At 57.2% G+C, this 11,643-nt stretch carries 11 protein-coding genes; 4 read left to right on the plus strand and 7 right to left on the minus strand.

The genetic code is table 11. The features are described from left to right. Window positions 1-27: 27 nt before the first annotated feature. On the plus strand, window positions 28-1,092 hold the full coding sequence (locus JI62_RS16225) for a quinone-dependent dihydroorotate dehydrogenase (RefSeq protein ID WP_088701131.1): 1,065 nt from the start codon (window positions 28-30) through the stop codon (window positions 1,090-1,092). A 48-nt stretch (window positions 1,093-1,140) separates the two neighbouring features. On the opposite strand, the gene rmf is transcribed toward JI62_RS16225, so the two are convergent. Continuing rightward, the gene (rmf, locus tag JI62_RS16230) at window positions 1,141-1,350 is read right to left on the minus strand and encodes a ribosome modulation factor (RefSeq protein WP_035577708.1); all 210 of its coding nucleotides are present in this window, start codon (window positions 1,348-1,350) and stop codon (window positions 1,141-1,143) included. A 348-nt stretch (window positions 1,351-1,698) separates the two neighbouring features. Here rmf and rlmKL point away from each other — a divergent pair, with 348 nt between their 5' ends. Together rlmKL and JI62_RS16240 are read left to right on the plus strand one after the other, a co-directional pair. After that, window positions 1,699-3,936 carry a bifunctional 23S rRNA (guanine(2069)-N(7))-methyltransferase RlmK/23S rRNA (guanine(2445)-N(2))-methyltransferase RlmL gene (rlmKL, locus tag JI62_RS16235; RefSeq protein WP_088701132.1) on the plus strand — a complete coding sequence of 746 codons (2,238 nt, stop codon included), beginning with the start codon at window positions 1,699-1,701 and terminating at the stop codon, window positions 3,934-3,936. 12 nt (window positions 3,937-3,948) lie between these two features. Next, complete coding sequence (locus tag JI62_RS16240) at window positions 3,949-4,284, plus strand: glutaredoxin family protein (RefSeq protein ID WP_088701133.1); 336 nt, start codon at window positions 3,949-3,951, stop codon at window positions 4,282-4,284. Between the two features lie 56 nt (window positions 4,285-4,340). Here the strand turns inward: JI62_RS16240 and JI62_RS16245 are convergent, their stop codons facing one another. After that, window positions 4,341-4,622 carry a hypothetical protein gene (locus JI62_RS16245; RefSeq protein WP_088701134.1) on the minus strand — a complete coding sequence of 94 codons (282 nt, stop codon included), beginning with the start codon at window positions 4,620-4,622 and terminating at the stop codon, window positions 4,341-4,343. Between the two features lie 98 nt (window positions 4,623-4,720). Between JI62_RS16245 and pdxB the strand changes: the two genes are divergently transcribed. Beyond that, window positions 4,721-5,887: a 4-phosphoerythronate dehydrogenase PdxB gene (gene pdxB, locus JI62_RS16250; RefSeq protein ID WP_088701135.1), complete on the plus strand. Its 1,167-nt coding sequence runs from the start codon at window positions 4,721-4,723 to the stop codon at window positions 5,885-5,887. Between the two features lie 82 nt (window positions 5,888-5,969). Here the strand turns inward: pdxB and htpX are convergent, their stop codons facing one another. The 5 genes from htpX to JI62_RS16275 form a co-directional block, all read right to left on the minus strand. Then, window positions 5,970-6,875 carry a protease HtpX gene (htpX, locus tag JI62_RS16255; RefSeq protein ID WP_088701136.1) on the minus strand — a complete coding sequence of 302 codons (906 nt, stop codon included), beginning with the start codon at window positions 6,873-6,875 and terminating at the stop codon, window positions 5,970-5,972. A 95-nt stretch (window positions 6,876-6,970) separates the two neighbouring features. After that, window positions 6,971-8,218, minus strand: coding sequence for a pyridoxal phosphate-dependent aminotransferase (locus JI62_RS16260; RefSeq protein ID WP_088701137.1), 1,248 nt, complete (start codon window positions 8,216-8,218; stop codon window positions 6,971-6,973). A 105-nt stretch (window positions 8,219-8,323) separates the two neighbouring features. Further along, on the minus strand, window positions 8,324-9,280 hold the full coding sequence (gene ylqF / locus JI62_RS16265; RefSeq protein WP_088701138.1) for a ribosome biogenesis GTPase YlqF: 957 nt from the start codon (window positions 9,278-9,280) through the stop codon (window positions 8,324-8,326). A 105-nt stretch (window positions 9,281-9,385) separates the two neighbouring features. Further along, a complete protein-coding gene (msrB, locus tag JI62_RS16270; RefSeq protein ID WP_088701139.1) occupies window positions 9,386-9,784 on the minus strand; it encodes a peptide-methionine (R)-S-oxide reductase MsrB in 399 nt (132 codons plus the stop codon). A gap of 265 nt (window positions 9,785-10,049) precedes the next feature. Next, a complete protein-coding gene (locus JI62_RS16275) occupies window positions 10,050-11,636 on the minus strand; it encodes a gamma-glutamyltransferase family protein (protein ID WP_088701140.1) in 1,587 nt (528 codons plus the stop codon). Window positions 11,637-11,643: the final 7 nt, after the last annotated feature.

Below are 11,643 nucleotides of genomic sequence, written 5' to 3' on the forward strand. Positions count from 1 at the left end.
TTAAGCCGCTCTGGAGAGACGCTGAAAATGTATAACCTCGCCCGCTCGATCTTCTTCCGCGTTGATCCAGAAAAGTCCCACGGTATGGCGCTGAGCGCGTTGGATGCACTGCATCGTGTCGGTGGGGTAACGCGGCTATTTGGTAAGCCGGTAAACGATCCCGTCGAGCTGATGGGGCTGCGGTTTTCCAATCGGGTGGGGCTCGCCGCTGGGTTGGACAAAAATGCTGACCACCTGGATGCGCTTGGCGCGCTGGGCTTTGGCTTTGTCGAAGTAGGCACCGTCACGCCTAAGCCACAGCCAGGCAACCCCAAGCCCCGGCTGTTTCGCTTAGCGCAGCATGAAGCGATCATCAACCGCTTTGGCTTTAACAATAAGGGGGTTGAGCACCTGATTCAGCAGGTCAAACAGCGCCACTACGGCGGCATTGTGGGCATCAATATCGGTAAAAACCTGACTACTTCGGTAGAGCAGGCGTTGGATGACTACCTGGTATGTTTAGACGCGGTGCACCCTTATGCGGATTACATTGCGGTTAACGTCTCCTCGCCGAATACTCCGGGACTGCGCAGCCTCCAGTTCGGCGAACAGCTGGACGCGCTATTAGGGCCGATTCGAGCACGAGCCACAGAGCTCAATGACCAAACGGGCCGCAACGTACCATTGCTAATTAAGATTGCCCCGGATATGAGCGCTGAAGAAGTAGCCTTAATGGCGGCAAGTATCGAGCGCAACGCCCTTGATGGCGTGATTGCCACTAATACCACGGTTTCCCGTGAGGCCGTGCAGGGCGATCCCCAAGCGGATGAGGCCGGCGGACTCTCTGGGAAACCGGTCTTTGATGCATCCAATCGTGTTATTCGCCAACTGCGCGAGCATCTACCCGCGTTGCCAATTATTGGCGTAGGCGGTATCGATAGTGCCGCTGCAGCCCAAGCCAAGATCGCCGCTGGAGCAGATTTAGTACAGCTCTATTCAGGCTTGATCTACCAAGGCCCGAAGCTGGTGGGGGAGTGCGTCAGAGCGTTGAAGGCTTTAGCTGCTGGAGCGCCAGCCGCTGGAACGCCAGCCGATAAAAAGCCCACCGATTAAAGTGGGCTCACTTGAAACCTTCGTTCAGACGTAAAGAAAAATAAAACGTTAAGTCATGACCATGGGGTTCTTATGGATACCGGAGATGCCGGTCATCCCATCCCACTGGTCGCCGCGACCTTCACGCCAACCGCTCATCCAGTATTCGCGTAAATTGATATCTTGACTGGGACAGTCATCACGAGAACGACCCGATACACCCGCTTTGTAGCCGTGGACATAAGCCCGCTGGAAGCGATCACGTTTTTGCCGTTTCATTGGCTAACCTCTTTTCACGAAAGCCTTTGATAAGAAATAGGATATTGTCGAATCTATTCACAAAACATGTTCGCAAATATCCATTATTCCGAGAGCTTGCTTCAAGAGCGAGTCGCCGCCTCAACTCAAATGTCTAGCACTCACGAGCTGAACGGGTCGAGTGGCGATCTCATTCAAATCATAGGCCGAGTCTTAAATCGACCCTGACAGGTAACGCATGCGTTTTTCAGTAGCTACTCTCTTATTGTTAGACCATGATGGTGTCATCTGTCGACTATCAATTTGTCATAAAACGTAAACTCATTTGCTATATATAGGAATTCCGCGCCATTACGCGCCGTTATTATCATGACCGAGTCGAATCAAAACGCCCCCTTGAGTCTGCTAGCCACTTGCCCGAAAGGCATTGAAGGCTTGCTCCACGATGAACTAGTGGCATTGGGCGCCACGCCGGGTAAAACCACGGTGGCCGGTGTGTATTTCACCGCCAGTCAAGCTATCGCCTACCGGGTATGCCTATGGTCGCGATTGGCCAACCGGGTCATTTTGACCCTGGTACGCGAATCGATGATCGACACCGCCGATCAGGTGCGCGATGTAGTTGCTCGCATAGCCTGGACTCAACACTTGGCGCCTGGCAATACGCTGGCGGTTGATTTTCACGGCCGTAGCGAACAGATTCGCCATACCCGCTTTGGTGCGCAAACCGTTAAAGACGGCGTGGTTGATGCCCTCCAGCTGGCGGGGCAGGAACGCCCCAATGTGGATACCAAAACACCGCACTTGCGTATCTACGCCCACTTGCACCGTATGAACTTAACCATTGGCCTGGATCTCTCTGGTGAAAGCCTGCACCGCCGCGGCTACCGCCGGGATGTAGGCCATGCGCCGCTAAAAGAGAATTTGGCCGCCGCGCTGTTGGTGCGTGCAGGCTGGCCAGAGCGCTTAAAAGCGGGAGAGCCGTTGATTGACCCGCTGTGTGGTGCAGGCACGCTGCTTATCGAAGCCGCCATGATGGCAGCTGACCAAGCACCGAACCTGAACCGTGAACGGTTCGGCTTTCACGGCTGGGCAGGTCACGATGACGAAGCGTGGCGGGAACAGAAGCGCGAAGCCGAAGCGCGTGCTTCGATTGGTCGCAAGCGCTGCAAGGCCCAGCTATTAGGCTTCGACCAGAGCCCCGCGGCGCTCTCTGCGGCGAAAGCCAATGCCATGCGAGCGGGCATCCCGGCATTGATTGCTCTGCATGGGCAGAGCCTAGCCCAGCTTACCCGCCCCGAAACGCTCACCGCCGAACGTGGCCTGCTGATCACTAATCCTCCTTACGGCGAACGCTTGGGCGAGCTGCCTGAACTGGTGCGTCTCTACGCCCAGCTGGGTGAGAAAGCCAAAGCGCTATTCCCCGGCTGGACGCTGGCGGTATTTACCGGCAACCCTGATCTCGGCCACCGATTGGGGATGCGTGCGCACAAACAGTACGCGCTTAAAAACGGTGCCTTGGATGCCAAACTGCTGCTCATGGAAATTGGTGACGCCGAGCACCTGCCGACCGTTAGCGATACAAAGCCTGTTCAGAGCGAGAGCGGTGCAGTGGCGGCGCCTAGTGAAGAGGCTAGCGAAGAGCAAACGGCTCATAAAAACCAAGACAATGCCCAGATGTTTGCCAATCGGCTGATTAAAAATCAGAAGCGGCTGAAAAAGTGGCTGAAGCAGAGCGGCGAAACCAGCTATCGCGTGTATGACGCCGATATGCCCGAGTACGCGTTGGCGGTGGATCGTTACGGTGACCGCGTACACGTGCAAGAGTACGCGGCGCCCAGTTCGATCAATCCGGCTCAAGCGCAGAAACGCTTGTACGATGCCTTGGAAGTCATGCCAGAGGCGCTTAACGTTGACGCCAGCAAAATCTATATCAAGCGTCGCGAGCGCCAAACCGGCAGTGCCCAGTACCAAAAACGCGCTGCCAGCGGCGAACGTTTTGAGGTGCAGGAAGGCACAGCTCGGCTCTGGGTAAACCTGCGTGACTACCTGGATACCGGTCTGTTTCTAGACCACCGCCCGGTACGACGCATGCTGGGTGAAATGGCCAGCGGTAAACGCTTTTTGAACCTGTTCTGTTATACCGCCACGGCAACGGTGCAGGCCGCCTTAGGCGGCGCCAGCGACAGCGTCAGCGTGGATATGTCCAATACCTACCTGGAGTGGGCCAAGGACAACTTTGCGCTGAATAAGCTCGATACACGGCTGCATCGCGTGGTTCGCGACGACTGTTTCCGCTGGCTGGAGACCGCCAACGCCGAGTTTGACCTGATCTTTATGGATCCGCCGACGTTCTCCAACTCGAAGAAGATGCGCGACACCCTCGACGTGCAGCGCGATCATCCACGGCTTGTGGAGCTCGCCATGGCGCGCTTGGCATCCGGTGGAACCTTGGTGTTTTCTAATAACCAGCGGCGCTTTAAACTGGATGAATCACTCAGCGAGCGCTACGCGGTAGAGGATATCACCGGGCGCAGTTTCGATCCCGATTTCCAGCGGCGTACGAACCTGCACCATGTGTTTTTACTTCGTCATAAGGCGTCATAAGAGAGTTTTTGCATGATTCAGCTATCCCTTTACACGACCATGGGTTGCCACCTATGTAGCCAGTTAGAAGCACTGGTGGCCGCACTAGCGAATCAAGAGGTGTGGCTGCACCACATCGAGATTAGTGATGACGACGCCCTGGTTGAGCGCTACGGCGTGCGGATACCGGTGATAGTGGATAGCGAAGGCAATGAGCTGGATTGTGGCTTTGAGCTGGAGCGTTTAAGCGCCTGGTTGCGCGAGCGCGGCTGGCTGGATGAGGCAGCGCTGGCAGCGTTTACAGCACTGCCAGACACCGCGCCGCCTAAAGGCGCCCATAAGCGTGATGGCCGACGTTTCTTAGGTTAATAAATGCATGGTTAATAAGTGCGTGGTTAATAAATGCATGGCCGGATTCGAGCGGCTCATATCGCATCCAGTAGCGATAGCTGGCGCATCGCTTCCTGACCTTCCGGGGTATGGTCGGCCACTTCCAGCACCTTGCGAAAGCCTCGTGAGGACTGGATGGTGGCCTCGTCCTCCAGCCACATATGGGCTTGATCCAGCGTATCGGCTAGCTGATGTTTCAGGCCGCCAAACTGAGTGCCGATTTGGCCCCAGGCGCGACTGAAAATCCAGTCACCAAACATATCCTGGTGAATATGAACCAACACATAGTCATGGTTGGTTTCCCAGCGTACGATCACAACACTCTCCTTACTTAGCCTTTAAAAGATAGCCTTTAAACACGCCTGCCCATCAAGCCGTCGCGGGCGTATTGTAAAGCTCGGATACCCAAACGCCTATGAAACTTGTCATCGACGCCAATATCCCCGCTGCCGAGCATTGTTTCGGCCATTTCGGTTCGCTCACCCGCGTGCCTGGGCGGGAGATAAACGCCGCCCACCTGCAGGATGCCGATGCACTCATCGTGCGCTCGATTACCCAGGTCAACAATCAGCTAATTGCCGATAGCGCCGTGCGCTTTATCGGCACCTGCACCATCGGCACCGATCATATTGACCAAACAGCGCTTGCCCAGCGCGATATCGATTTTGCCAGCGCGCCAGGCTGCAACGCCGAAGCGGTGGTGGATTATGTGCTGAGCAGCCTGCTGACCCTGGCGGAACGCGATGGCTGGGCACTTAGCGAGCGTACCGTGGGTATTGTGGGGGTGGGCAATGTGGGCAGCCGACTGCAGGCGCGGCTAACCGCCATGGGTGTGGCAACGCTGGCCTGTGATCCGCCCAAGGCAGCTGTAGAGAGGGCAGAAGAGGGATCTGAGCAAGGGTTTCACTCCTTAGACGCCTTGATCGAGCGCTGTGATGTGCTCTGCCTGCATACACCGCTTACCCAAGCAGGCCCTCACGCGACTTACCAGCTCCTCAATGCCCAGCGCATCGAGGAGCTGGCACCCGGTTGTGTGCTGCTCAATGCGGGGCGGGGTGACTGCGTGGATGGTTTAGCGCTACGCAGTCGCCTTGCGAGCAAGGGCGATATCAGTGCCATACTGGATGTGTGGGAGGAGGAGCCCAGTATCGACGCAGGATTGCGTGATCTGGTCTCACTAGCCACGCCCCATATCGCCGGGCATAGCTTGGACGGCAAACTACGCGGCACTTGGATGATTCAGCAGGCGCTGGCCCGTCACTGCGACCAGCCTAGCGAGTTGACGTTTGCTGATATCTGCCCATCACCCGCCCTTGTGTCCCTGCATCTGCAGCACGCACTTCCCCCGGAAGACGCTCTGCGGCTCTGCATGAGAGCGGCGTATGACGTGCGCCGCGACCACGATGCGCTTCAGCGTCAAACCCAGCACCACGGAATGCGCAAAGGCTTTGATGATTGCCGTGCCAACTACCCGCTGCGGCGTGAATTCGCCACGCTCAACGTGCAGCTATCAGGGGAAGCGGTAACGCTGGAAGGCGTATTGCGTGGGGCTGGGTTTGCAGTAACGCTTGCTAGGTTGTGAAAAACACGCTGTGAAAAACAGGTAGCGAAAAACAGCAAGGCCCGCAGATGCGGGCCTTAAATGTATGGAGCTACTGAAAAACTTACTGACGATAAGCGGCTTCTTTCAGCGCGCGGATGCGCTCATCCAGAGGCGGGTGGCTGGCAAATAGCTTTTCCACCAGCGAACGCGTTTGGCCTTTGGTGATGGCCATGGCGCGCAGCGTATCCGGCATTTGATCGGGCATTTCGGTTTCGGTTTTCAAGCGTGCCAGGGCACTCACCATGGCGTTGGTGCCCGCCAACCGCGCACCTGCTTCGTCGGCGCGGTACTCCCGGTAGCGCGAGAACCAGGCGACGATAGCCGAGGCTAAAATGCCGAATACAATTTCAGCGACCATGACTACCGCGAAGTAGCCCATAAAGCCCAGTCCGCCTTCGCCATCGCTGCGGCTGCGTAGGAAGTTATCCACTAGGTGCGCCACTACCCGGGCAAAGAACATCACAAAGGTGTTCACCACGCCCTGAATTAGCGCCAGGGTGACCATATCGCCGTTAGCGACGTGACCAATTTCGTGAGCCAGAACCGCACGCACTTCTTCCGGGCGCATGCGGTTGAGTAGGCCAGCCGAAACGGCCACTAGCGCATCATCCTTGTTCCAACCGGTGGCAAAGGCGTTGGACTGCTGAGCCGGAAAAATGCCCACTTCCGGAGTTTTGATACCCGCCTCGCGAGAGAGCTCAGCGACCGTGTCCAGCAGCCACTGTTCGGTAGAGTTGGAGGGCGTTTCGATAATCACCGTGCCGGTGCTGCGCTTGGCCATCCATTTGGAGATAAACAGCGAAACGATGGAACCTGCCATGCCGAAGATAAAGCAGAAGATCAGCAGGCTGGTGAAGTTGATGCCCTGGCCGCGGAGGTAGCTTTCTACGCCTAGCAGGCGCAAGGTAATACTGGCGACCAGCAAAACCGCTATATTGGTGCCTAAAAACAGCAGAATTCGCATCATAATGCAGGTACTCCCCTAAAGTTTATCGAAGCTTTACTAGATTAATGGCTTAGATACGTGCTGTTCATGGCAGTTTCAAGTCATGGCTACAAAAGCTACTGCCGATAGCGTGACAAGAAATTGGCAAAGCGATCGAGTGCATCACCTAATTGATCTGCCCAGGGCAGCGTTACGATGCGCACATGATCCGGTTCTGGCCAGTTAAAGGCCGTGCCCTGTACCAGTAAGATCTTTTCCTGCAGCAGCAAATCCAGCACCATCTGCTGGTCGTCTTTGATATTGAAAACCTTGGGGTCGAGCCGTGGAAAGGCGTAGAGCGCGCCTTTAGGTTTTACGCAGGAGACGCCGGGGATTGCGTTCAGCTTTTCCACGGTAATATCGCGCTGGGCCAGCAGCCGCCCGCCGGGCAGGATCAGATCATTGATCGACTGATAGCCCCCCAGTGCGGTCTGAATCGCATGCTGGGCAGGCACGTTGGCACACAGGCGCATGGAGGCGAGCATATTCAGCCCCTGGATATAGTCCTGAGCGTTGAGCTTGGCCAGGGTGCCGGAGATAATCATCCAGCCCGAGCGGAAACCGGCGCAACGATAGCTTTTGGAGAGGCCGTTCATGGTGATGACCAGTTGGTCATCGTCCGCCAGGGCGCCCGTGGCAGTGTGCTCGACGTCGTCATACAGAATCTTGTCGTAGATCTCGTCAGAGAACACCACCAGGTTGTGCTGCTTGGCGATGGCCAACACCTCTTTTACCACGGCGGGGGGGTAGACCGCGCCAGTGGGGTTGTTGGGGTTAATCAGCACAATGGCGCGAGTGTGGCTGGTGATCTTGGCACGAATATCCGCCATGTCAGGCGTCCAGTCCGCCTGTTCGTCGCACAGGTAGTGCACTGCGTGACCACCGGAAAGGTGGGCGGCCGCCGTCCAGAGCGGGTAGTCCGGCGCGGGAATGAGTACTTCATCACCGTCGTTGAGCAGCGCCTGCATGGCCATCACGATCAGCTCAGAGACGCCGTTGCCGATAAAGATATCTTCTATACCCACGCCGGGAATCTGCTTGCGCTGGCACTCCTGCATGATCGCCTTACGGGCAGAGTAGAGGCCTTTGGAGTCGCAGTAGCCCTGGGCGGTGGGCAGATTACGCATCACATCCTGAAGAATCTCTTCCGGCGCCTCAAAACCAAAGGGCGCAGGGTTACCAATGTTTAGCTTGAGGATTCGCTGACCTTCCTCTTCCAAACGCTTGGCATGGTCGAGTACCGGGCCGCGAATGTCGTAGCAGACATTGTGCAGTTTATGAGATTTCTTTAACGGGTGTGATTCGTGCGACTGCGGGGTATCCATGAGGTGTCTGTCCAAAAGTAGCTAGAGGCCCAAAAGTGTCCAAAAAGCATGAGTGTCTAAAAACTGCGCCCACAAGCCATCGTCGGCTATAGAGCTATTAGGCCATTATGCGTCGGAAAGTGCTTGATTGTCTTCGTCGTTTTGCACGGGCGGCGGAGGAATGTCTGCCGGGGTTTCAAGCGTTAACCTGCCCAGCTTGCCATCACGCAGTTCGTGAAGCAGCACTTCCGCGCCGCGGTGCAGATCAACGGCGCCGCCGGGACGCAGACCGCCTCGGCGGGCAGCGATATCTTTTAAGATGGCGTTACCGTCGAAGCCAGCAATAGCGAGAAAGTCGGGCTTTTTCGGGCCATCTGCATCAATGTCGTGGGGGATCTCTGGAGCGGCGTAGGGCGGCAGCTCTTTGAGCTTATAACGCTCGGTGAGCGCTTTGGGGTAGCGTTTGGCCAGCTCTGCGCTGGTGACAATCGCCACATCGGCGTACTCGATAGCAGTATCACGAATGGCGCCGGTGGCCGCAAGACGATAGGCGCTAGCCTGATCTTCAATTTTCGGCCATAGCACTCCAGGCGTATCGGTAAGCGCCACGCGCCCATCGATGCGCACCTTCTGCTGGCGCTTGGTCACCGCGGGCTCGTTGCCGGTTTTAGCGATTTTTCGCCCGGCCAGGCCGTTAATCAGCGTTGATTTTCCGACATTCGGTATGCCCATCACCATCACGCGTACATCCCGGTCAGCACGAACGGCTCCGGCCAGCTCATGGCACAGCTTGGGGATTTTCTTGAGTTCGCGGGTGTTGGTAGTGGTCACCGCCAAGGCGCGCATATTCTCTTGGGCATCGAAATAAGCCACCCATTCGGCCGTTCGCTCTGGGTCGGCGAGGTCGGCGCGGGAAAGAATTTTCAGCACCGGCTTGTGGCGGGTTAGCTCGGCCAGCATCGGATTGGCGCTGGAGTAGGGCAGCCGCGCATCGAGTACCTCAATGACGACATCAATTTCAGGCAGCACCTCCTTGATCTGGCGGCGGGCCTTGTTCATATGTCCGGGGAACCAGCCGAGCATGGGTTTCTCCTGCAAGTACAAAAATAACGGCACAAAAAAAGCGGGCGTCCATTCTAGCAGATGGCGCCCGCCTTGCTGGGTTTCCTTGAGAGGATTTATCAGCGATTACTCGTCGGGGTGAAATTCCAGTGAGACTGAGTTGATGCAGTAGCGTAACCCGGTAGTCTCCGGCGGCCCATCGGGAAATACGTGGCCCAGGTGAGCATCGCAGTGGGAACAAACTACCTCCGTGCGCTGCATGCCGTGAGTAGTATCCGTATGCTCCTCAACGCAGCGGCTGCCCAGCGGCCGATCAAAGCTTGGCCAGCCGCAGCCAGCATCGAATTTATGCTCGTTCTCAAACAGTGGCGCGTGGCAGCAGACGCAGTGGTAAATGCCCTGGGCGTCGCTGACCTGATAATCACCGGTGAACGGGCGCTCGGTGCCTTTCTCACGCGCTACGCGGTACTGCTCGGGGGTTAGCTGCTGTTGCCACTCGTCAGGGGATTTTTCTATTTTCGCCATGCTCTGTTCCTCTCCCTTATACATTGCTCTATACATCGCTGAGACCAAGCGTTGTTTGGGCTCACTAGCCTAGTGACACCACTTGGTCATCATGAGTTTCAGCATGGGCGATTATACATCGCTGTGCCAGGACAGGTTTCCGCGAGGGCGCTGTGAACCCATCCGTGGGCGCTACTTGCGACATCCCTGTCGCAAGACCCTCGCTTCAACCTGTCCTAGCACCCCACTATCAAGGGTTTTATAAGCCTTTATATTTAATCTAATTCTATACGCTAGCCGCACCGCCGTTACTGCGAGGATCGTGGGCGCTCTCTATCAGCCCATCCGGGTGATGCACAATACCGCCCGCATGGCCCATGGTGTCACTGAACGCCTCGGGCAGCACTTCCACATCGTGGCCTGCTGTGGCCAGGGCTGCCACCAAGGTGTCATCAAAACGGTTCTCAAGTTTTAGGTTAGTGCTGGTTTCGCCCCAGGTACGCCCCAACAACCAGCGGGGCGCCGTAATCGCCTGCTGCAGCGGCATACCGTGCAGTGCGTAGCGTGAGAATATCGCCGCCTGGGTTTGCGGCTGGCCTTCACCGCCCATGGTGCCGTAGACCAGGGTGCGACCATCGTTAAACTTGGCCAGCGCCGGGTTCAGCGTGTGGAAGGGTTTGCGCCCAGGGGCTAAGCCGCGCAGGTCTTCAGGATTAAGCGAAAAGCTGATGCCGCGGTTTTGCCACAGTACACCGCTTTCCGGCAGCACTACGCCGCTGCCAAACTCCCAGTAGATGCTCTGAATAAAACTCACCGCACGCCCTTCGTTATCCACGGTGCCCATCCAGATGGTGTCACCTGGCGCAGGCTCGTGGGGCCAGGGCAGGGCGCGCTGTGGGTCGATGTGAGTCGCCTCCCGGCCAATATTCTCTTCGCTGAGTAACTCCTGCAGCGGTGTGGGTACGCGGCCGGGGTCAGTGACGTTTTGGTCGCGCAGGATAAAGGCGCGCTTGGTCGCCTCGATGAGTCCGTGCAGGTGCTCAAAACCGTTGGGTTCGGCGGCTTTTAAGCGCTCGTAAATGCCTAAAATCATTAACGAGGCCATGCCCTGGGTGGGGGCGGGCAGGTTATATAGCGTGGCATCCTGCAGGGTTACTTCCAGCGGCGTGACTTGCTGGGCGCGGTAGGCGTGAAAGTCTGCCAGACGCAGTGGGCTGCCTACCGCCTCTAAGTCCCTCGCCATGCTCGCGGCCAGTTCGCCGCGGTAGAAGTCGTCTAACCCCGCTTCCGCCAAGCGCTTTAGTGTCGCGGCCAGGCGCGGCTGGCGCAACCGCTCGCCTTCGCGGGGAACCTGGCCGTTAAGCAGTAGGGCTTCAGTAAAGCCGGGGCTTTGAGACAGGCGCTCAACGTGCTTAGCGGTGAGTGCTTCTTGGCTTTGAGTAACTGAAATACCTGATTCTGCATGCCGAATGGCATCCGCCAGCAGCGTTGTTAGGGGCAGTGGTTTACCCCAGGCTGACGCTACGTTTAGTGCTTCCTGCCAACCGCCAATAGTACCTGCCATGGTCAGAGCAGCTTTAGGGCCGCGCTCGGGAATCTGCGCTTCACCCGCATAGAAATCTCTATCGGCGAGCCCAGCCGCTGGGCCGCAGGCGTCAATGGCAATGGGCGCTTTGCCCGGCTCATGAATGAGCCAGAAGCCATCGCCACCCAGGGCGTTCATATGCGGGTAGACCACCGCAATGGCGGCCGCCGCAGCGACCATGGCTTCTACCGCATTGCCGCCCTGTTTAAGCACATCGCGCCCGGCGCTGGCGGCGAGGTGGTGAGGGGCGACACAACTGCCGCCGTAACTGCGTTGGGTGTGGAGCATGACGAGT

The sequence above is a fragment of the Halomonas campaniensis genome (assembly GCF_002211105.1).
Lineage (GTDB): Bacteria > Pseudomonadota > Gammaproteobacteria > Pseudomonadales > Halomonadaceae > Vreelandella > Vreelandella campaniensis_A.